Genomic DNA, 22,036 nt, shown 5'->3' with positions numbered 1-22,036 from the left:
CGGGTGTCCAGAGGGCGCGCGCGTTAACGCGCCCTTTGGGCCAGTTTGGGCGGCGAGCCCAAGGTGTTGACCTTAAAGCCAGAGCGCCAAGCTCTACTTTGTCACCAGCACTGGTTTCTCCCGGTAATCCCCCGGGAAGACTTTCTCTAAATCTTTAATCTTCGGCAGATCGTTCACCACAATATACGGGTAATCCGGATTATCATTCAGGAAGTTCTGGTGATAAGCCTCCGCCGGGTAGAAATGTGCGTTGTCTTCTACTTTGGTGACCAGCGGATCGCGGTAGCTTTTGCTGGCGTTCAGTTGCGCAATATACGCTTTCGCCACTTCCGCCTGCGCCGCGTTCATCGGGAAAATCGCCGAGCGATACTGGCTACCGGTATCCGGCCCCTGCCGGTTAAGTTCGGTCGGGTTATGCCCCACGGAGAAGAAGATGTGCAGCAGTTCGCCGTAAGTGATCTGCGTCGGGTCAAAAGTAACTTTCACCGATTCCGCATGGCCGGTATCACCGGCACTGACCTGTTCGTAACTTGCAGTTTGCGCCGCACCTCCGGTATAGCCTGAAACCGCGCTGGTCACGCCTTTTACATGCTGGAACACGCCCTGAATTCCCCAGAAACAACCGCCAGCAAACAGTGCCGTTTCGCTGTGGGAGGATCCTGCGGGTTCATCTTTTGCCGGTGCGGGGATCACGACAGCAGGCTCCGCACCGCCCCAGGACCAGGCGTTATTTTGAAATACAAACGCAGAAGCCAGAACCAGGCCAGTAATCAGGCTGCAGTGGCGTAAAGACCGCATTTTTGAGGATGAGATTTTCATAGTCAGTTTCCTGGTGGTCAGGCTTTCGGGGTGAACGTCATTGCCAGCCCGTTCATGCAATATCGCAGGCCAGTAGGTTTCGGGCCATCGTCAAAAACATGCCCCAGATGGCCACCGCAGCGGCGGCAATGCACTTCATCGCGGACCATGCCTAGTGTGGTATCACGGCTGGTCAGCGCGGCATTGGGCAGCGGTTGCCAAAAGCTTGGCCAGCCGGTGTGGCTGTCAAATTTAGTCGCGGAGGAAAAGAGCGGGAGGCTGCATCCTGCACAAGCGAATTCACCCACACGATGTTCGTCGTTTAACGGGCTGGAATATGGCCGTTCAGTGCCTGCTTCACGCAACACATAATATTGCGCATTACTCAGCTTCTGATGCCACTGCGCGTCGGTCAGGGTGACCTCGAACGCCTCAGCTTTCGCCTGCGCATCAGCCTTGCGGGGGAAAAACGACGGAAGCAGCCCCATCACCGCAATAGCGGAAACGGCGCTGCTGCCCAGCAGGAAATTACGTCTGTTCATCATGATCGCCTCACGTCTGTCTGATACCGATGGCACCAGACTACAGAGGGATGTCTTACCGAATCCTCCCGGAGAGTTAACGATTTTGTGATAACTCTATAAGGTTTGCAGAATCGCCTTCGCGCTGGCATCTGCCCCGTCACGCACTAACACCGGGATTTCACTCAGCGGTGTGCCTATCGTCACTGTCTGCCCACCGGCGTAGCGTTCACCATTAAGCGCTACCCAGTTTTCACCGGCAGGCAACCACACTTTGCGATCGCGCTGCCCTGCATATAAAACCGGCGCAACCAGAATATCGGCCCCCAGCAAATACTGATCCTCCACCTGCCAGCTTTCAGCCTGCTGCGGATAATGATAGAACATCGTGCGCATGGCCGGATCGCCGTTTTCATGCGCCTCCTGCATCACGCGGCGGATATATGGGCGCAACGTCTCGCGCAGGTGCAGGCTGTTTTTCATCAGCGCGTAATTCTCTTCACCGTAACTCCAGACTTCATTCGCTGCACCGCTGTTACACTGCGCGATACCCTCACGCCACTGCTCTGGCGGCTGAATCTGTGGTTCACGGTAGCCGTGTAAACGCATTACCGGGCAGAAAACGGCCCACTGGAACCAGCGGATCAGCAGTTCCTGAAATGCCGGATCGTTGACATTACCGCCCTGAAAACCGCCGATATCCGTCGTCCACCACGGGATCCCTGCCAGCCCCATGTTCAGGCCCGCCGCAATCTGGTTACGCAGTGCATGGAATGATGAGTGGATATCGCCCGACCACGCCAGCACGCCATAACGCTGGCTGCCTGCCCAGGCACAGCGCACCAGATTGACGATCTCGCTTTCACCTTCCTGCTGCAATCCTTCGTAAAACCCTTGCGCGAATTTCTGCGGATAGATGTTGCCGACTTCCAGTACCGGCCCCAGATGATAGCGATAGTTGTCAAAATCATAGGCGCGATATTCCGGTTCAGCCTCATCCAGCCAGAAAGTGCGGATACCCAGATCGTAATAATTCTGCTTCACTTTATCCCAGACAAACTGCCGTGCGCCGGGATGCGTTGCATCGAAGAAAGTGCAGTTCCCGAGGAAATCCAGATTCACCGAGACACCACGATCGGTATTGACCAGATAGCCTTTAGATTTCATTTCTTTGTAATTATCCGTTCGGCTGTCCACCGTCGGCCAAACGGAAACCATGGTCTCTATACCCAGGGATTTAAGTTCCGCCACCATTGCTTTCGGATCCGGCCAGTCCACCGGGTCAAAACACCAGGTACCCTGATTCGGCCAGTGGAAGAAATCAATCACAATGACTGAAATCGGCAGGTTGCGGCGTTTGTATTCGCGGGCGACGTCCAGTACTTCCTGCTGCGTGCGGTAACGTAATTTGCACTGCCAGAAACCGGTCGCGTACTCCGGCATTTGCGGCGCAGTACCTGTCGCGCAGCCATATTGACGCATAATGTCAGCAGGGGTATTGCCGGCGGTGATCCAGTAATCCATCTGTTCAGTCACCAGCGCTTCCCAGCGCGTTATGTTCTTACCGAATGTGGCTTCACCAACCGCCGGGTTATTCCACAACAAACCGTAACCGAGGTTCGATAGCATAAACGGTACGCTGGCTTGTGAATTTCGCTGCGCCAGCTCCAGCGTGCAACCTTTCAGATCCAGACAACTTTGCTGGTACTGCCCCATCCCGTAGATTTTCTCATCCGGGCGTGACTCAAAGCGCACCGTTAACTGGTGTTTTCCGCCCGGGATAGCTTTAAACTCCCGCGCATCCATTTTCAGCGCACTGATGTATTTGTCCTGACTTTTTTCCGTCGCGCCAATGCCCACCGTCGAACGCTGACGCCAGAATTCTTCCAGAATCAGCTCGCCGCGTTGGTTATAAAACGCCAGCTGGCCTTTAATGTTAACGGTCGCCGTGATGTTGCCATTGCGAAGCGTCAACGTCTCGGTGCCCCGGCTGATATCCGCCTGAGGTTGCTCATGCAGCGGGAGCAGCGCCCAGAGAGAGTCATTGAGCGCCGGACGACAGGTCGCGCGCACCCGCAGACTGTTTTCGCCCCAGGGTTCAATCACCAGCGTTTGCTGATCAAAATGCCAGAGGATACGGTTTTTTTCGGCGATTAATTCGCTCATACGGACTCCTGTGTCTGCAAGGTAGCCTGGCGTTCAGGCTCGCGTTCCGGTGTGATTTTTGACTGATTAATATGTTTCATGGTGGCGTCGTTGAGTTTGTACCAGCGCATCGACAACGCGCTAAACATCGACAACACGCCCGGCACCAGCGAGAACAGCGCGATAATTGACAGCATCGCGGCGGTGTTTTGCTGCTCGGCATGCGCAACGTAGCCGCTCATGCCGAGCGTCCAGCCGACCACGGCGCCGCTGACCGCCATCCCCATCTTGAGAATTGCCAGCAGCGTGGAGAACACGGTGCCATCCATGCGTTTGCCCTGTTTATATTCACCGTAATCCACCACGTCCGACATCATCACCCACATCAGTGTGGTGGTGACCTGATAGAACGTCGACACCAGCAGCGTCATGCCGACCAGCAGGGAAATCCACGCCGGAACGAAGAAAATCGCCATGCTTAACGCCCCCGTCAGAAGGGCGCACAGCGTAAATGCGGTCAGTTTGCTGCGGTTTCTGGTCAGCGGTTTGACCAGCAAACTGCCGAGACTTTTGCCGATAATATGTGCGGCCAGCAGCCACATAAAGTAGCTGACGTTGCCCAGATAATACGTCACGTAATACATCATCGCGCCGAGGCGGACGACGCCGAAGGAGATGTTAAAGAAGATCAGCGCCGCCACGACCCGCCACTGATCGTTACGGACTAAATCACGTAAATCTGAGAGGAAATTAGCATGCGTCGGTGGCGCACTGATACGCTCTTTAGTATTGAAAAAGCACAATAAAAACATGACAACGGCAACCGACGCCATGATGGACATCGCACCAAAATAGCCGTCGAGTTTATTCCCTCCGCCCATCATTTCTGCCAGCGGCATCATCAGGAACGTGGACATTGCCCCGCCCAGCGTCGCAAGGAAAAAACGATAAGACTGTAGTGAAATACGCTGCGTGTTATCCGGCGTAATAATCGCGCCCATCGAACAATAAGGAATATTGATGGCGGTATACATCAACATCATCACGCAATAGGTCACGCTGGCGTAAACCATTTTTCCGCCCAGTGACAAGGATTCCGGTACGGCATAAACCAGCAAACAACTGGCACCGAACGGCAACGCCAGCCAGAGAATATAAGGGCGGAATTTGCCAAAACGCGTCTGTGTACGGTCAGCAATCAGACCCATTGCCGGGTCAACGATCGCATCCGCCACGCGCGCCACAAGAAACATGGTACCGACAAATACTGCCGGTAATCCCACCACATCGGTGTAATAGAACGTCAGGAATATAATCACATTATCCAGACCAATATGGCTTGCCATATCCCCCAGACCGTAGCTGATTTTTTCTTTTACGGATAACTTCGCAGTCATTTTTCGTCCTGCCTTTTGTAGGGTTAAACACCAAAAATCCGTCCGTCCGTGGCCCGAAGACTTGTTATAAAATGGTTAAAAGGCAGTCACAATTGCGAGATGTTATAAATTTCTTATGATTTTTGATTTATGTGATACCGGTAACATCAGGAATGATGTCAGGCGGGCTGATACACAAAGAATGCGCAACAAGCGCGGGGATAAGAAACACGGGAAGGTTTAGGTCGCGGAGGGAGCATACAAAAAGTTTTAGCGAAATGAGGCCCGTTACCACACCGGCCTCATTCCTGCTTATTATGATTATCTGCGAACTGTTGTTATCAGGCAGGGGTCACGGGTTTTTGCTCAGTCTTCGCCTGAGCGTTTTCCAGCATTTTCCTGACCGGGATGATAAGAACAAACAGCACCGCCGCACAGATCAGCAGGGCTACCGAACAACGCGCAAACAGGTCAGGCAGCATATCCAGTTGATCGGCTTTCACATGCCCGCCGATAAGCCCCGCAGCCAGATTACCCAGCGCGCTGGCGCAGAACCAAAGCCCCATCATCTGCCCCCGCATTCTTTCCGGTGCCAGCAACGTCATCGTCGCCAGACCAATCGGGCTCAGGCACAGTTCACCGAGCGTCAGCATCAGAATACTGCCCACCAGCCACAGTGGCGAAACGCCAGCGCCGCCGCTGTTCAGCACATTCTGCGCCGCCAGCATCATCAGCCCAAAGCCCGCAGCCGCACACAGAATACCGATGATGAATTTGGTGATACTGCCCGGACGAACGTTTTTCCGCGCCAGCATTGGCCATGCCCAGCTGAATACCGGTGCCAGCAGGATGATAAACAGAGCATTAATTGACTGGAACCAAACCGCCGGGATTTCAAAATCGCCGATCATACGGTTGGTATAATCGTTAGCGAACAGGTTGAACGAGGTTGGTTTCTGCTCAAACGCAGACCAGAAGAAGGCAGCAGAGACCAGCAGAATAAAGCAAACCAGCAGTCTGGCGCGCTCTTTCCTGTTAAGCCCGGCAAAGACAAACAGATAGATAAAATACGCGGCAACTGACACTGCAATCACGTAGACCAGCACGCTGGCAACCGCCACGGGATTAATCACGATCACCCCCTGCGATATCAGCGTTACGACCACTGCCACACCTGCTGCCAGCACCAGCAACCAGCCCCCTACGCCGTTTTTCTTAGATACCGGGCTGTTCCAGGTTGAATCCAGGCCGACTTCGCTGTCGTAACGTTTCATCGCCGGAACGGCATACAGGCGGAAAATAACCAGAGCCACCAGCATACCGATGCCACCAATACCAAAGCCCCAGTGCCAGCCATGGGTTTTTATCAGCCAGCCGGAGATCAGCGGCGCGATAAAGGAGCCCATATTGATGCCCATATAAAACAACGAGAAACCGCCATCACGACGCGCATCCCCTTTCTTATACAGCGTTCCCACCATGACGGAGATACAGGTCTTGAACAGTCCGGAGCCCAGAACGATAAACATCAGGCCGATAAAGAACAGGTTGTCGCCAAATACCGCTGATAAGGCGATCGACAGATGGCCGAGCGCAATAAGAATCGAACCATACCAGACCGCCTTTTGCTGCCCAAGCCAGTTATCCGCCAGCCAGCCGCCCGGCAGCGCAGCCAGGTACATGCAGCCGGCAAAAATGCCGACAATAGCCGATGCGCTTTCACGCGCGAGCCCCATACCGCCGTCATAGACCGTCGCCGCCATGAACAGGATCAGTAAGGGACGGATCCCGTAAAACGAGAACCGTTCCCACATTTCGGTGAAAAACAGTGAACCCAGCGGATAAGGATGACCGAAAAATGTCCGGCTCTCGTTTTTGTGACCAGAGGAATGCATAAATTCTCCAAAAGGTGTGCCGTAGTGTTTGAAAAACTCAATGTCTGGCGGTTATCAGTTCGCCGCTCTTTAACATTCAGAAATTATTATTTGCCATTAGAAACTAGTTTTGTCTGGCGAGAACTGCAGAACTTTTAGAGGAAAAGTCGACAACTGTCTACCTTTACAGAGTTTATGATGGCAAAAATGAGAAAGTGTTCGGTAACTAAAAGAGGAGGATTTTTTAATGAATTATTTTTAACTATCTGATTCTAATATTTTTATTAGAAAATGGAGAGCCGGGTTTTGCATGGGGAATAATGACTAAATGAATTTCAGACGAAAGTGCTCTGAAGCTTCTCACTCCCCCTTCTCAGAGGGAGCAGTTAATGGCATTACTCCGCTAAAAGTGGCGGAACTGACGGAACCATCGGTGCATTATCAATATCGGCCTGCGTCATGCGAAACGCTTGCGGATAATGTTCCCGGCTGGTGCGCCGCAACGGCTCGGTTGAGCGCCAGGTGTACAGGCAACGCTGGCACTGGTGTACGGTCCAGACGCCTTTTACCGGCGAAACGGCCATCAGTTCAATATGCTCATCGGCACAACGTGGACAAATCATAATCACTCCTTAACTCAGTCAGTTAATGCTCAGGCCTGACGGCCCGCCAGCAGGGAATTAAGTTTCACAACCCAGTCTTTGGTTTCCGGTAAATCACGTACCGGCTGGCTGAAATGCCCCCGGTTATCCGGTGCGACCGGCGTGGTAGCATCGATGATCAGTTTGTCGGTGATCCCTGCGGGTGAAGACCCCGGATCCAGCTCCAGCACGGACATGTTTGGCAGCTGAACCAGATCGCCCGCCGGATTGACCTTCGCGGAAAGCGCCCACATCACCTGTGGCAAATTGAACGGATCGACGTCCTCATCCACCATGATGACCATTTTCACGTAACCCAGGCCGTGCGGCGTGGTCATGGCGCGTAAACCGACCGCGCGTGCAAACCCACCGTAACGTTTTTTGGTCGAGATGATTGCCAGCAGCCCGTGCGTGTACATGGCGTTGACGGCCTGCACTTCCGGGAATTCAGCTTTCAGTTGCTGATATAGCGGCACGCAGGTGGCGGGCCCCATCAGATAATCGATTTCTGTCCACGGCATCCCGAGATACAAGGATTCGAATATGGGCTGGCTGCGGTAAGAGACTTTGTCGATACGCACCACCGTCATGTTGCGACCACCGGAATAGTGCCCGGTGAATTCACCGAAGGGCCCTTCGATTTCACGTTTGCGCCCCTCAATAACGCCTTCGAGGATCACCTCTGAACCCCAGGGAACGTCGAAACCGGTCAGCGGCGCGGTGGCTATCGGGTAAGGTGCCTCACGCAGCGCTCCCGCCATTTCATATTCTGACTGATCGTATTTCAGCGGTGTCGCGCCCATCAGCGTAATGATCGGGTCGTTACCCAGCGTAATCACAATCGGTAAATCTTCCCCGCGCTCTTCCGCTTTATGCAGATGCAGCGCGATGTCGTGCATCGGTACCGGCTGAAGGCCAAGTTTGCGCTTTCCCTTTACTTCCATCCGGTAAATGCCCACGTTCTGTTTGTCAAAACTTTCCGGGTCGGTCGGATCGCGGGAAACCACGCAGGCTTTGTCGAGATAAAAACCACCATCGCCGTCATTCAGGCGGAAAAGCGGCAAAATATCGAACAGATTGATGTCTTCACCCTCGACGGTATTTTGCGCCCACGGCGGATTGTCGCGACGTACCGGTTTCACCGGGAAGGTATCCCAGCGGCGGATATATTCCGCGATCTGTTCATTCGTCGACGTCGAGGGTGGCAGCCCCATCGCAATCGCATGGTTTTGCCAGGAACCCAGCGTATTCAGTGCGATACGCGCATCGGTAAAACCTTCGATATTATCGAAGTACAGCGCAGGTGCACCTTCGCCAATACGGCCGGTCGCGTTAGCCGCTGCGGCCAGATCGGGCTCTGCTTTCACCTGTTCAGTGATCTTCAGCAGTTGCCCCTGTTCGTCCAGTGCGCTCATAAAGCTGCGCAGATCATCAAAAGCCATTTTGATTCTCCTTTTCGGTGTCGTGTTCAAGACGTTTTCAGAAACTGTTCATTTTTAAAATATGTTCGTATACGAATGAAAATCACCTTATACTCCTTTTTAAATTCCTGCAATGGCCTGTCGCATTCGCTATTCATAGGTTGCTAAGATAGGGGTAAACCAATAAGAAATTCAGGAACGGATGATGAGCACACAATTGAGACAGGAGACCTTTCACCTGATGCGAAAGGTGTTCCAGCAACACACCGCGAGATGGCAGCAGTGCATCCCGGATCTGACCAAACCTCAGTACGCGGTTTTGCGCTCAATTGCTGAAAATCCGGGCATTGAACAGGTACAACTCACCGATGTCGCGGTTAGCAGCAAAGCGACGCTGGCAGAAATGCTTTCACGACTGGAAGCGCGTGGGTTATTGATTCGCGAAGCGGATCCGGCGGATAAGCGCCGACGGTTTATTACGCTGACGCCGGAAGGCAGAGCCGTTCTGGCGAAAACCCAACCGATCGGTCAGCAGGTGGACACTGAATTTTTGGCAAGACTTTCTCCTGACGATCAACAGCATCTGGTTCGCCTGTTGAAACTGATCATGGGGGAATAACAGGGGTTTTTATGATTGAAGAAGTCGTGTTGCTTGATGTAAAAAATCAACCGGCGGGTACTATGGACAAGGCGTTGGTACACACAAATCACACGCCGTTGCATCTGGCATTTTCCTGCTATATCCACAACGATCGCGGAGAAATCCTGCTCACCCGCCGCGCTTTGAGCAAAGTTGCGTGGCCCGGTGTGTGGACGAACTCCGCCTGCGGACACCCGCTCCCTGGCGAATCTTTGCAGGCCGCAGTTTATCGCCGCTGCCAGTACGAACTGGGGCTGTCGGTTGAAAAGATCACCTCGCTGATTGGCGAATTTCAGTATTATGCGACCGACGCCTCCGGCATTGTTGAGAATGAATTTTGCCCGATTTTTGCCGCATTCAGCCGCCAGAGCCCGGCGCCACGCAATACCGAAGTGATGGATTATCAGTGGGTAAAACCTGAAGATTTGCTCAACAGCGTCAGAAGCACCCCCTGGGCATTCAGCCCCTGGATGGTGTTACAGTTAGGTCAAATCACGGAGAAAAACCTGAGTCTGCTTGGGTGAGCGTAAACGCACAAAACGTACGTGCTGCCAGTCCGGGTTGCTTAACAAAGCCTCATACTGGCGGCGGTTATTCGCGAAAGTTTTGAGTGTCCACAGGATAATGGAATCACGGCTGAAAAAGCTTTTGCGAAACGACTCGCAATTCCCCGTGCCGGCCCAGATCTCCTGCTTATTCCATGCACGTGTGGCGGCGCGTTTCACGGCCTGAAACAGCGTCCGGCCAAACGAATAATCAACCCAAACGATCAGATCTATTTCCCGCCATTTCACCGTCTGGGTACGTTTGTAATTGCCGTCCAGCACCCATTTATCGTTTGCAGCCAGCTTTTCGCTGAGGCTCACGAAAAATGCCTCATCCGGCGTACCTTGCCAGCCTGGCCGCCAGAACAGCGCATCCAGTTCTATATACGGGATATTCAGTTTCTGAGAAATACCGCGCGCCAGTGTTGATTTCCCGCTTCCGCTGGTTCCAATGACATTGATTTTCACTGAAGAATTCTCCGCTCGCTGTTTTTCTCATCAAAAAATGGGCACGTATTGTGCGGCGAAATGAGAGCGTTGTATAGCGATATAATGCATCCACGGCGTTATCCACAGTGTTGTAAATTTGTTGCCACATTCACCAGAAAACAGATTCTTCCTACACACAAACATCACAATTAATGATTATTATAAAGCTCATCTGTAGCCTGCTACAGACGACTTCATGTTTTCCCTTGTAACACATTCCAATGCCCGTTTCCCCTGACGGGCATTCTTTTATCTGCGGTTTGCTGCACACTTCCCCCCTGGAAACACGATAGCGCTGCGTCTAGCAATCGCCTGTCTCAGGTTCAGGAAAATCAATACAGAAAGCGTGGCGGGGAATACAGCGGAAAGGGTAATGAAGAAATAAAAAACGGCCCGCAAAAATAGCAGGCCGCAGATCACCATTTAATGAACAACATTTAACCAATCAGAGAGATTTCAGCGTCGCGGCAATCACGTCTTTTGCCGGCGTCGTCTGGCGACCGATCAGTTTGCTTAATGTATGAGAATCATCAAACAGGCCGCCTTTCGCTGCGCCCGCATCAGAATCTGCCAGCATATTTGCCAGCCAGTCCGGCAGGCCCGCTCCGATCAGTGCTTTAGCAAATTCCGCTTCCGGCAGGTTGACGTAGTCCACTTTTTTACCGGACTGCTTCGCGATTTCTGCGGAGAATTCAGCCAATGTGTAAGCCTCATCACCGGCTAATTCGTAGACTTTACCCGCCTGGTTATCCAGGGTCAGCACTACTGCGGCGGCTTCTGCATAATCCTGACGCGCGGCGGAAGCAATGCGCCCTTCGCCAACAGCACCAATAAACGCATTGTGCGCCAGTGCAGGCGCCACGCTTGCCGCGTAGTTTTCGGTGTACCAGCCATTGCGCAGCAGAACATAAGGCACGCCGGATTCGCTCAGTGCTTTTTCAGTCGCGCGGTGTTCCACGCCCAGGCCCAGCGGGCTTTTGCCTGCATGCAGCAAGCTGGTGTACGCCAGCAATTTGACGCCTGCGCGTTTTGCTGCCGCAATCACCGCGTTGTGCTGCGCTTCACGCTGACCGACTTCGCTGGAAGAAATCAGCAACAGTTTTTCAACGCCTTTAAAGGCAGAATCCAGTGTTGCGGGTTGGCCGTAATCCGCCTGACGCACTTCTACGCCTAAATCAGCCAGGTCTTTGGCTTTTTCCGGGCTGCGGACTGCAGCAATAATCTGATTAGCAGGCACTTTCTTCAAAAGTGCGGCAATAACGAGGCGGCCTAACTGGCCGGTAGCACCGGTAATTGCGATCATTTTGTTTCTCCAAAAAGTGTTTTATTCAACATGAGGCCTGAAAGACGCTGGCTCTGAAAACATCCTATGCGATATACTAACTTTCCGTAAGTACGCACTAAAAGGTAAGTATGAAAATAATTTCTTCCGACAAAACTTCTGATCGTCTCCCCCTTACAGAACAGATCCGTCGGGGTGAAGTGCTCGACCCGAACTGCCCGTCCCGCGAAATCCTCCGGCACATTACCAGCCGATGGGGTTTACTGATCCTGCTCGCCCTTAGCGACCAGACGCTGCGCTTTAGTGAGCTGCGCCGGAAAGTCGGTGGTGTCAGTGAGAAGATGCTGGCGCAGACATTACAGTCACTTGAAGAAGATGGTTTTATCGATCGCCGCTCATTCCCGGTGGTTCCGCCGCACGTTGAGTATAGCCTGACGCCACTGGGTATCGAGGTGAAGGACCAGGTTTCCGGGCTGGCAAACTGGCTGGAATCGAATTTGCACCGCGTTTTAAAGCAGCGCAGCCTGCGTGTGGTCGGGGAAAATGATTAACAAAAAAACTTAACAAGAAGGTAAAAATTCTCACCTATCATTGATTCAACTCGCCAACTAATATCATTTCATTGATTCGATAAATGATTTTATTTTCAACAGGTGAGGTGGTTAATGTCTCAGTCTCAAACCCATAAGCAGCACGTTACGCTTGTCATCACGCACAAAGTTGCGCCTGCCCATGAAGCAGAGTACGAAACCTGGCTGAATAAAATCATGCCCCAGGCCAGCACTTTTCCGGGCCACCTGGGTGTCAACGTGATCCGCCTGAGCCGCAGCGGCGATGCTTACACCATTCTGGTCCGGTTCGATACGCTGGAAAATCTCAATGCCTGGCACAAATCAGATCTGCGCAAACAGCTGGTGGAAGAAGTCAGCCCCCTGCTGTTACAAAGCGACAGCACTGAAGTTCGCCCCGGTGCCGAATTCTGGTTTACCCCGCCAAGCGCCACGGTCCGTCCTCCGGCCCGCTGGAAGCAGTATCTGCTGACCCTGCTGGTGATTTACCCGTCGACGCACATCGTTCCCTGGTTTTGGGGACTTTTTTTGCCACAGCTCAAAGGCACGGAGGGCGGCCATTTACTCAATGACGCTTCCGTCGTTGCGCTGGTGGTATTCCTCTGGATGCCAATCATTACCCGAGTTTTTCATTCATGGCTGACGCGCACAAACGCGCAATGACAGGAGCTTTTCCAATGAATAGTTTTGCTTCCCTGATCCTGACCAACGGTAAATTCCACACGGTCGACCGCGAGAAACCACTGGCGAGCGCTGTGGCGATTAAAGACGGCAAATTCCTTGCTGTCGGCACAGAAAATGAAGTGATGCAGTTCGCCGATGCGGGCACGCAGGTGGTCGATTTGCAAGGTCATACGGCGATCCCCGGCCTTAACGACTCTCACCTGCACCTGATCCGTGGCGGTCTGAATTACAATCTGGAATTACGCTGGGAAGGCGTGCCTTCTCTGGCCGATGCGCTGCGGATGCTCAAAGATCAGGCCATGCGCACACCAAGCCCGCAGTGGGTTCGCGTCGTGGGCGGCTGGACTGAATTCCAGTTTGCCGAACGCCGCATGCCTACGCTCGATGAAATCAATCAGGCCGCGCCGGATACGCCGGTTTTCATCCTGCATCTCTATGATCGCGCCCTGCTCAATCGCGCCGCGCTGAAAGTGGTCGGCTACACCAAAGACACGCCAAACCCACCGGGCGGCGAAATTCAGCGCGACAGCAACGGCAACCCGACGGGCATGCTGATCGCTAAACCGAACGCGATGATTTTGTACTCGACGCTGGCGAAAGGCCCGAAACTACCGCTGGAACAACAGGTGAACTCCACCCGCCAGTTTATGCGCGAACTGAACCGTCTCGGGCTGACCAGCGCCATCGACGCGGGCGGCGGTTTCCAGAACTATCCTGAGGATTATCAGATTATTGATGAACTTCATCAAAAAAATCAGCTGACCGTGCGCATTGCCTACAACCTGTTTACCCAGCGTCCGCAGCAAGAGCTGGATGATTTCAAACTGTGGACCGACATGCTGAAACCCGGCCAGGGCACGGATTTCTACCGCCATAACGGCGCAGGTGAAATGCTGGTGTTCTCGGCGGCAGATTTTGAAGATTTCCTGCAACCGCGCCCGGATTTACCGCCGGGTACCGAAGTTGAGCTGGAGCGCGTGGTGCGTCATCTGGTCGAGCATCGCTGGCCATTCCGCCTGCACGCCACCTATGACGAATCCATCAGCCGCATGCTGGATGTGTTTGAAAAAGTGAACAGCGACATTCCGTTCAACGGCCTGCACTGGTTCTTCGACCACGCAGAAACCATCACCGAACGTAATATCGAGCGCGTCAAAGCGCTGGGCGGCGGGATTGCGGTACAGCACCGCATGGCCTTCCAGGGTGAATACTTCGCTGAACGCTACGGCCTTGAAGCCACCAAACACACGCCGCCGGTGGCGAAAATGTTGTCCGCCGGTTTACCGGTCGGGCTCGGCACCGATGCCACCCGCGTGGCCAGTTATAACCCGTGGACGGCACTCTACTGGCTGGTTTCCGGCCGCACGGTCGGCGGAATGGCAATGTACGATGACGACGCAAGAATTGACCGCGAAACCGCACTGATGCTGTGGACGCAGGGCAGTTCGTGGTTCTCCAGCGAGCAGGGCAAAAAAGGCCAAATCAAAACCGGTCAACTGGCGGATCTGGCGGTGCTTTCTGAAGATTTCTTCAGCGTGCCGGAAGAACGGATCAAAGGGATTGAGTCGGTGATGACGGTGGTTGATGGCAAAGTGGTGTACGCCGCAGGGGGATTCTCACCGCTTTCACCGCCAGCGATCCCGGTTCTGCCGGACTGGTCGCCGGTCACCACCGTGCCGGGGCATTACCGCTCCGCACCACCGCAAGGTGCCGCACGCGTCGGGCTGGTTCGTCAGGCTCACCAGTGCGTCGGACCTTGCGGCGTGCATAAACACAGCCACGATATCGCCCGCGGGTCCGACGTCCCGGTCTCCGATGACAACGCCTTCTGGGGCGCGCTGGGATGTTCGTGCTTCTCTTTCTGATAGAATTGTACTAGCTGACGCACCCCTTACCCGGCTGACGGGTAAGGGGTGACTCTTTTTACACCTGCGGCTGCGCAATTACCGGCGGTAACCAGCTGCGGTAGCCAAAAGCGCGGCGACCGACGACGATCAGCACCAACCCTAATGCCAGCGCGAAAGCCAGGATAATGGCGATGATTTGCAGCGGCATAAAGCTGCCCGCCAGCGCCGTCACCGCCAGGCCACTGACCGGCACCGAACACATATTCATCAGGCCAATCAGCCCCATGGTTTTCCCCAGATGCTCCTGCGGAATAATCTGGCTGCGTAAGGTGCGCAGATAAACACTGAATGCACCGTCGAAAGCCATGAGTACCGCGTAACCCACCAGATACATCGCGAAATCGAGTGACACCGACATCAGCGCGCCAGACAAAATCATCCCGCAAAATGACAGCGTTCCCAGCGTCGAGAGACCGAAACGTTTGGCAATACGTGGCACAAAGATAAACGTCACAATGGTGACCAGCGCGGCTGAGGTTTGTAATACGCCAAAATAGCTTTCCGGCAGGTGAAACTCTTTCAGGATCACCGCCGCACTCACCACCAGCGCCGCACCGTAGACCAGGTTCACCACCCAGGTCAGCGCACACAGATGAAGCAGGATTTTATTCTGCTTAAGTACCTGAATCGCCGTGCGGTTAGATTCGACAATTGAGCGAAAACTCATCTTCTCCGCAACGACCAGATCATGCGTTTCGAGGAACAGATAGTTGATCGCCGAGATGGCAAACAGCACGGCTGCACAGGCTAAAATTGCCCCGACGCCACCGTACACAGAAATGGCCACCGCCAGCGCAGGCCCGAGCACCTGCGTAATCTGGTCAACGCCTTGCAACATTGAATGCGCTTTCGGCAAGGTTTCTGCCGGAATATGGCGCGGCAACAGCGCCTCGGTAGCCACAAAATTCAGAACATAGGCGACCGACAGCAGTGCCATCGTGACGGCCAGCACCGGGAATGTGGCGCTGGGGTGAAAAGTCAGGGTCAGGAAGGCCACCACCATCAGCACAGAACGTCCTGCTTCAACGTTGAAAAAGATAAAGCGGGGTTTGATACGGTCAGCCAGAAAACCCGACAGCGGAAAGAACAGAATACGCGGCAACCATTCAATCACGAATGCCAGCGAAGAAAATGTCAGCGACCCGGTGGCTTTCAAAATCGCCAGCGGAACAGCAAACAGCAGAAACTGATCGCACAGTGACCCGGCAAAGCGGGAAAAGACGAAGCGTTTTAATCCAAAACGATCACTGTTCATATCATCACTATCCTTAAAGGAGTTCAGGGGCCACCCGCACAAACGCGGTGGCCCGGTTAATATCAGGCCTGACGAAGCGTAAATATCGAGCACGCGTACTGATCGGCAATCGTTAAATGTTCATCAAAGCCCTCTTCTGCAGCGCGCTGTGGCCAGAAATACTCCACCGAACCTTCACGGGTTTTCCATGACACCAGCTTTTTCGACGTATCCAGCGGCTTAGCCGTGATCTGCATATTCACCACGTGGTCTGGCAGGCTGGCGGGCAAGGTGACTTTCTCAATCACGCCTTCGTCGGCTTTAATAAAAGCGACGGCGCTCAGACCACGAGATTTCAGGGTGTCAGGGAGAGGTTTAAGTTTGTTCAGATGGCTGAGCACGTGCAGTTCATAGGGATTGATCCCGTAGGTTCTTTCCACTAAATCCATGATGGTATCGCCACCGGTGCGTGCGCCCACTTCAATAATTTTGATTTCACCCGCAGGGGTGATTCGCGCTTCAAAGTGCGCCACGCCGTAGCGGATCCCCAGTGCATGGCAGGCGCGCTCGGCGATGTCACGCAGTTGCTTATTGTCACTGTGCCGCGACGGCATACTGTGCCCCACTTCGACAAAATTCGGCTCTTCACCCAGGTATTTGTCGGTTACGGCCATCGCCCGGTGATAGTCGCCCTGGTTGATCACCTCAACGCTGACTTCCTGCCATGCCGGGATATATTCTTCAACCTGGAAGAGATCTTCTGGTGCGAACGATTCACCGTTCAGGGAAATAACATCAGTCACGCAGTTGCCGAAAACTTTTTCGATTTCATCTTCATGGCTGATTTTTAATACGCCCAGGCTGCCCGCCATTTCACGCGGTTTAATCACCACCGGCAGGCCGATCTCTGCGATCAGTTTTTTAAGTTCATTTAAGGTCCTGAATGCGGCGAAGCGAGGCACCGGCAGGCCCGCGGCTTGCAGGATCTGCTTCATGACAAATTTGTCACGGCAGTTGGTGATGGTCTGGCTGTCATTACCGTGCAACTGGTAATGCTCGTTCAGCAGGCTGGCGGCGCGTACGGTGAAATCGTTCATCGGGATAACCGCCGCGGGGGCTTCTCCGGTCTGGTACTGATGAGCCTGTACAGCGCGCAGCACGGCCTCTGCATCTGCGACATCGCCCGGCAGAAAACCGTCGAAAAACTTGATAGTCGGGGTGGTGCGATTTTTTGCCATGGTGAGTACCCGCATGCCGCCTGAAGCCCGCAGGGCACCGGCCAGTACACGTTCACGTAAAGCGAATTCACCGCCCAGGATCAGAATATAGGTGTTGTTCATGATAAAACTCCTGCAAGTCAATAGTGGCCGTGACTGGCCATCGGATTAAAGTTCTTTACCAATCGTCCAGCCGCCATCGATAACCAGTGTGGAACCTGTAACAAACCGCGCCTCAGGGGAGGTGAGATACATAGCCGCGTGTGTCACATCCTGAGTTTCACCCAGCACAGGCAGATACTGACCGCGTTGAATCTTCTCCATCTGCGCCGGGTTGTCGTAATAGGGTTCAGTCAGCGGCGTGCGGATCACCCCGGGCGCAATGGCATTCACCCGGATTTGATGCTTGCCGTATTCAAGCGCCAGCTGTTTAGTCAGGCCGATCACGGCGTGTTTTGAAGAGACATAGGCTGTGCGATCCGGCTCGCCCATCAGCCCGGATACCGAGGCGATATTGACGGCATTGCCCGGCAAGTTATGGCGAACCAGCTGCTGGCAGAAGGCGCGCCCGGCAACGAAGCTGGCGGTGACGTTGACGGCAAAAACTCTTTCCCACAGTGACAGCGATAAATCATCAATCCGGCAGATTTCGCGGGTGCCGGCACAGTTGATTAAAACGTTGTTACCGCTGGCGTACTCTGCCGTTTCAAACAGGCTATCAAGGCGCACGGAATCGGTAATATCCAGCTGATGATGAGAGTAATCAGGTTCATCGGCGAAAACGGACGGGGCACAGTCAATACCCTCGACCACATAACCGGCTGCCAGATAAGCCGCCACCATTGACCGGCCGATTCCACTGGATGCGCCAGTGATGAAAGCTTTATGGTTCAGGCTCATGCCGCCTCCTCCTCATTACGCTGGAACGTAACCAGGATGATGTCGCGCGCGGCAGTCTCTCCTGGCTCGCGGCAACCCACTGGCGTCACGGCATGGTATTTGTCGTGATTCACCACCAGCGTGTCGAACAACGTCTCCAGACGCAGCACGCGTTCAATGTTTTTTGGGTTCGGCGCAATCAGATTGTCACCACCCAGCATGTTGGCGGAGGCATGGATCAGATGAACAAACACCACGTTTTCATCATCTTTATGTAACCACACGGGTGAGCTGTACGCGGGCGCATCGAACTGTGCCTCGTAGCGGAAAAGATGAATGCCGACGGTCAGTTCCTCCAGCGACCCGATGCGCTCATAGGCTTCAACAAAAGCAATATCGTCTTGCAAAATTGCCTGCATCAGGCGGTTAGCAGTGATATTTTCCGGCAGCAAAGGGTAATGGCGAACGATACCGCCGGTGTCCGGATTATATTTTTTGGTTTGCTTATATTCTCTGAAATGACCAAAAGAAAGTTCCCCCTTCGCATTGCGGCGGCATTGCGCATAGCCGCGCCAACGGTTACCCGGAGAATAAGGATCCAGCGTCAGGTTCCCGTACGCCAGCTTTAATTGTTCCAGATCGGAAAGGAAAATGTCTTTATTGCCGCAATTTACTTCAGACAATGTCTGGTAATAACCACCGGGAATAAAAGCATATCCCTCGGCGGCAAGATGATTAATATATTCCATATCAGACTCGTTATTAATTCAGAATAAAGGGAGCATAAATTGCCGTTGTTAATTCATTCCGGTTATGTCCAATACACCACTTTGCTATTATTAAGTCTGCCAATAAAACGACCGGCCGTAAGACGGCTTCCCTGGCTCACACTGCTGACACCGTGCAAATGACAGGCATTCATAAAGTAAATATCTCCGGCATTCAGTTGCACTGAAAATGACTCTACGCCCTGTAGCAGATGTGGGGGATACGGGTAACCGGTGTCCGTCACACCAAAGCGGGCGCGACAGGGTTCGTCCGGGTCGAGGTTCCACATTTTCAGTTCGCCGCCGCCCTGCGCCGCTTCCAGGCACACATTGAAAGCGGTTACTGTCATCGCATCGGCAATTTCGAAATGATCCTCAAGCGCACATTTAAGCTGGGCGCGGTCTTCATGCGGCATCAATGACATGACACCGTTATCCAGCCAGCGGCGGAAAGTGGCAAAACAAGCATAAGAATTCTTATAACGCGCCGGTCCAAAATGGATGCCTTCCTCAAGGAATAGCTCTTCCAGCCTGCGGTTGAGGAACAGGGATTCTGTGGCATAGCTGTCGGTCCCTGCCAGCAGTTCGGCGAGGCTGCCATTCACCCGATTTACTTCTGCCATATATTGCTCGCCATTGCGTGAGAACTGCGTGGCGCCAATCTGATTGGTGAGGACAAAACCGTCATCAGCACGGTTTCCGCCCCCGTTGTTAGTCACCATCTGATTAAAGTTTTCAGACACATCCTGGCAGATCTTTTTATTAGCATGATTACGAATAACATACAAAACATTACCCTGATGATGACCGTGCAGAATAATATTTTTGATCACACTGAAATCTACACTATCGGATTTCGTTTCCAAATAACCGAAGTTCTTTTTTACTGAGCCAGACAATATTTTCTCTTGCTGTTTTTCAGCCAATAATTCACTCATAATGTTCCTGCCAAAGAATATTTAAAGGAGAATTGCACGAAAATTAATAGACAAAACTAAATCTGGGTAAAAATCAGGCATCATATAAATAAAGGCGAATACAGCATTCCACCCTGAGACCATAAATTATTATCCCGCCGCGCCTGATTCAGTTCTGAGTATTTACCTAAATTACGCTGGAATATTTCGCCATAATTACCCACCTGCTGGATAATCTCGCGAATAAAATCAGGGCGCAGGCCCAGATTTTGGCAACTCTGTTCTGACGGATACAGGAAAGTATTCAGATAACCCGTCGCCTCATGGCTCATTTCACGGATATTTTTGCTGCTGACCTGCAAATTTTCTGCTTCTATCAGCGCACGCATGATCCAGGTCACCGCTTTCAGCCACTGCGGATCATGTGATGAAACCGCCGGTGACATGGTTTCCAGAGAAATTCTATCCTGCAAGATAATGTGCGCCTCTTTATCCTTTAGCTGGGCACGTTCACCGGCCAGCAAATAGGAGTCAAGACAGTAAATATTGCATTCACCGTGCTGATAAGCCTGACGTGCCTGAGCCGGCGAATCGAACAGACTGATTTCGCAGGACAGATTTAGATTTCCAAAGTAACGCTTTAGATTCTCTTCTGTGGTTGAACCCCGCATAGCGGCTATCCGGCGCTTACGGGCATAACTGACCTGTTCTACCGGCTCGAGCAAATTACTGGCTGGCGTCATCAGTACTTCGCCGTCAAACAGCATCGGATGAACAAAACTGACTTCCGATCCCGCCTCACGCTGGAAGGTAATACTCGAATTAAACGAACCGAGATCTACCACTCCATCGCGCAGTGCCCGGAAACGGTCGCCGGACTGCAACGGCATATAATGGATTTTTCCGACGTCACCAAACACCGCCACCGCGACTGCCCGTGCTAAATCAATGTCGAACCCTTCCCAGCAATTCTTGATTGAATTACGAAACGACAGCCCTTTAAAACCCAGACTAACGCCAACATTTAGCACATCGCGCTGGCGGATCATTTCAATTACCGTTTGGTTTGGCATAGCTAACCTATTAAATAAATTGATTATTATGGTCTATTTGCACCAGGTGATACCTCTGTTGAACATCATACGGCTTGATGTTAATTTGGCTAGATATCCCAGAAACAAAAGAGCTATGCGTGAAAAACACAAGTGAGTTAGCCGAACTGCTGCCCAGTTTGTCTGTATTTATTCAGGTGGTTGAAAAAGGAAGCTTTTCTTCGGCAGGACGGGAGGCCTCGCTTGCGCCCTCATCGGTGAGCCGGATGATTGACCGGTTGGAAAAACGTCTCAATGTGGTGTTATTTACCCGCTCGACCCGTTCTGTTACCGCTACCGAGGCCGGGCTGGAAATTTACCAACAGGCGCTGGCGGTCATGTCCGCCACACAGGCACTTTTCTCACAGGCGGATAGTTTCAGTGATGTACCCCAGGGCATTTTGCGTATCACCGCACCGAATACGCTGGGGAAAATCCTGCTTACTCCTTTTCTTCCCGCGTTTTTACGCCGCTACCCGGAGATCAACGTAGAACTGTCGTTGACCGATCGGGTAACCAATCTGACGCAAGAAACCTACGACCTGGCACTGCGTGTGACCGAAAGCCCGCCGGAGAACATGGTGGCCCGTGCCCTGATGCCTATCGATTATGTATTGGTTTGTGCTGCGGATTACGACGAAGTGCTGCCGGATTTCCCCGCCGGACTCATCAAACACAACATTTTTTTCCCTGACGAACGGCAATTTCGCGGCGCGTGGCGTTTTTGGCACAATGAAATCATGGAAAGTGTCACGCTGGTTCCACGATTGATGATCAATAACAGCGACGCAATGATCGACGCCATTCTGCAGGGTGTCGGCATTGCGCTGATCCCTACCTTTATCGCCAACCGGTATATCGCTAACGGTAAATTGCGCCGCGTGTTGCCTGACTGGCGTGTGGAGAACCCTCTGCCGCGCAATACCTATGCGATCACCCTGCCCAATAAACTCCTCCCGCTTAAAACGCGGGTATTCATCGATGATTTTATGCAATGGATTAGAGCGGAAGGACGGATTTAGGGCAGATTCAATGCGTT

The 22,036-nt window shown here is 52.9% G+C and carries 21 protein-coding genes; 6 read left to right on the top strand and 15 right to left on the bottom strand.

The window, feature by feature from the left end; genetic code table 11:
- Positions 1-93: 93 nt before the first annotated feature.
- From msrA to CWS43_RS20930, 7 genes are all read right to left on the bottom strand, one after another.
- A complete protein-coding gene (gene msrA, locus CWS43_RS20960; RefSeq protein WP_101079037.1) occupies positions 94-819 on the bottom strand; it encodes a peptide-methionine (S)-S-oxide reductase MsrA in 726 nt (241 codons plus the stop codon).
- Positions 820-836: 17 nt separating this feature from the next.
- Positions 837-1,343, bottom strand: a complete 507-nt coding sequence (gene msrB, locus CWS43_RS20955) for a peptide-methionine (R)-S-oxide reductase MsrB (protein WP_101079035.1) — start codon at positions 1,341-1,343, stop codon at positions 837-839.
- Positions 1,344-1,436: 93 nt separating this feature from the next.
- Positions 1,437-3,485: a TIM-barrel domain-containing protein gene (locus CWS43_RS20950; protein WP_101079033.1), complete on the bottom strand. Its 2,049-nt coding sequence runs from the start codon at positions 3,483-3,485 to the stop codon at positions 1,437-1,439.
- Positions 3,482-4,861, bottom strand: coding sequence for a glycoside-pentoside-hexuronide (GPH):cation symporter (locus CWS43_RS20945; protein WP_101079031.1), 1,380 nt, complete (start codon positions 4,859-4,861; stop codon positions 3,482-3,484). Before CWS43_RS20945 ends, CWS43_RS20950 begins: the two co-directional genes overlap by 4 nt.
- Positions 4,862-5,181: 320 nt before the next feature.
- Positions 5,182-6,735: a peptide MFS transporter gene (locus CWS43_RS20940; RefSeq protein ID WP_101079029.1), complete on the bottom strand. Its 1,554-nt coding sequence runs from the start codon at positions 6,733-6,735 to the stop codon at positions 5,182-5,184.
- 374 nt (positions 6,736-7,109) lie between these two features.
- Positions 7,110-7,337 (bottom strand): non-oxidative hydroxyarylic acid decarboxylases subunit D, encoded by a 228-nt coding sequence (locus CWS43_RS20935; RefSeq protein WP_101079027.1) that lies wholly within the window; start codon positions 7,335-7,337, stop codon positions 7,110-7,112.
- A 29-nt stretch (positions 7,338-7,366) separates the two neighbouring features.
- Positions 7,367-8,797 (bottom strand): non-oxidative hydroxyarylic acid decarboxylases subunit C, encoded by a 1,431-nt coding sequence (locus CWS43_RS20930; protein ID WP_101079026.1) that lies wholly within the window; start codon positions 8,795-8,797, stop codon positions 7,367-7,369.
- A gap of 184 nt (positions 8,798-8,981) precedes the next feature.
- On the opposite strand from CWS43_RS20930, the gene CWS43_RS20925 reads away from it, so the two are divergent.
- Both CWS43_RS20925 and idi read left to right on the top strand, forming a co-directional pair.
- The gene (locus CWS43_RS20925) at positions 8,982-9,395 is read left to right on the top strand and encodes a MarR family winged helix-turn-helix transcriptional regulator (protein ID WP_101079024.1); all 414 of its coding nucleotides are present in this window, start codon (positions 8,982-8,984) and stop codon (positions 9,393-9,395) included.
- Positions 9,396-9,406: 11 nt separating this feature from the next.
- Complete coding sequence (gene idi / locus CWS43_RS20920; RefSeq protein ID WP_101079022.1) at positions 9,407-9,940, top strand: isopentenyl-diphosphate Delta-isomerase; 534 nt, start codon at positions 9,407-9,409, stop codon at positions 9,938-9,940.
- Here idi and CWS43_RS20915 read toward each other — a convergent pair.
- Entirely contained in the window at positions 9,899-10,429 is a 531-nt protein-coding gene (locus tag CWS43_RS20915; protein ID WP_101079020.1) for an adenylate kinase, read from the bottom strand. The two genes, idi and CWS43_RS20915, sit on opposite strands and share 42 nt — an antisense overlap.
- A gap of 466 nt (positions 10,430-10,895) precedes the next feature.
- Complete coding sequence (locus tag CWS43_RS20910; protein ID WP_101079018.1) at positions 10,896-11,753, bottom strand: SDR family oxidoreductase; 858 nt, start codon at positions 11,751-11,753, stop codon at positions 10,896-10,898.
- Between the two features lie 110 nt (positions 11,754-11,863).
- Between CWS43_RS20910 and CWS43_RS20905 the strand changes: the two genes are divergently transcribed.
- From CWS43_RS20905 to CWS43_RS20895, 3 genes are all read left to right on the top strand, one after another.
- Positions 11,864-12,283, top strand: a complete 420-nt coding sequence (locus tag CWS43_RS20905) for a helix-turn-helix domain-containing protein (protein ID WP_101079016.1) — start codon at positions 11,864-11,866, stop codon at positions 12,281-12,283.
- Between the two features lie 114 nt (positions 12,284-12,397).
- Complete coding sequence (locus CWS43_RS20900) at positions 12,398-12,964, top strand: DUF4286 family protein (protein WP_101079015.1); 567 nt, start codon at positions 12,398-12,400, stop codon at positions 12,962-12,964.
- A 14-nt stretch (positions 12,965-12,978) separates the two neighbouring features.
- The gene (locus CWS43_RS20895; protein WP_101079013.1) at positions 12,979-14,850 is read left to right on the top strand and encodes an amidohydrolase; all 1,872 of its coding nucleotides are present in this window, start codon (positions 12,979-12,981) and stop codon (positions 14,848-14,850) included.
- A gap of 58 nt (positions 14,851-14,908) precedes the next feature.
- Here the strand turns inward: CWS43_RS20895 and CWS43_RS20890 are convergent, their stop codons facing one another.
- From CWS43_RS20890 to CWS43_RS20865, 6 genes are all read right to left on the bottom strand, one after another.
- Positions 14,909-16,147 carry an MFS transporter gene (locus CWS43_RS20890; RefSeq protein ID WP_101079012.1) on the bottom strand — a complete coding sequence of 413 codons (1,239 nt, stop codon included), beginning with the start codon at positions 16,145-16,147 and terminating at the stop codon, positions 14,909-14,911.
- A 62-nt stretch (positions 16,148-16,209) separates the two neighbouring features.
- Positions 16,210-17,466, bottom strand: coding sequence for an acetyl-CoA carboxylase biotin carboxylase subunit family protein (locus CWS43_RS20885; RefSeq protein WP_101079010.1), 1,257 nt, complete (start codon positions 17,464-17,466; stop codon positions 16,210-16,212).
- A gap of 45 nt (positions 17,467-17,511) precedes the next feature.
- Entirely contained in the window at positions 17,512-18,243 is a 732-nt protein-coding gene (locus tag CWS43_RS20880; RefSeq protein WP_101079007.1) for an SDR family NAD(P)-dependent oxidoreductase, read from the bottom strand.
- Positions 18,240-18,971: a 3(1)-hydroxy-L-isoleucine 4-dioxygenase HilB gene (gene hilB / locus CWS43_RS20875; protein ID WP_101079005.1), complete on the bottom strand. Its 732-nt coding sequence runs from the start codon at positions 18,969-18,971 to the stop codon at positions 18,240-18,242. The genes CWS43_RS20880 and hilB overlap by 4 nt, the downstream gene beginning before the upstream one ends.
- A gap of 62 nt (positions 18,972-19,033) precedes the next feature.
- The gene (gene hilA, locus CWS43_RS20870) at positions 19,034-19,927 is read right to left on the bottom strand and encodes an L-isoleucine 3(1)-dioxygenase (protein ID WP_101079003.1); all 894 of its coding nucleotides are present in this window, start codon (positions 19,925-19,927) and stop codon (positions 19,034-19,036) included.
- A gap of 80 nt (positions 19,928-20,007) precedes the next feature.
- Positions 20,008-20,979, bottom strand: coding sequence for a transporter substrate-binding domain-containing protein (locus CWS43_RS20865; RefSeq protein ID WP_101079002.1), 972 nt, complete (start codon positions 20,977-20,979; stop codon positions 20,008-20,010).
- Positions 20,980-21,098: 119 nt separating this feature from the next.
- Between CWS43_RS20865 and CWS43_RS20860 the strand changes: the two genes are divergently transcribed.
- Positions 21,099-22,019 carry a LysR family transcriptional regulator gene (locus tag CWS43_RS20860; RefSeq protein ID WP_101079001.1) on the top strand — a complete coding sequence of 307 codons (921 nt, stop codon included), beginning with the start codon at positions 21,099-21,101 and terminating at the stop codon, positions 22,017-22,019.
- Positions 22,020-22,036: the final 17 nt, after the last annotated feature.

This window comes from Rahnella sp. AA, from assembly GCF_002834385.1.
GTDB lineage: Bacteria > Pseudomonadota > Gammaproteobacteria > Enterobacterales > Enterobacteriaceae > Rahnella.
This window is presented reverse-complemented; position numbering and strand designations above follow the sequence as displayed.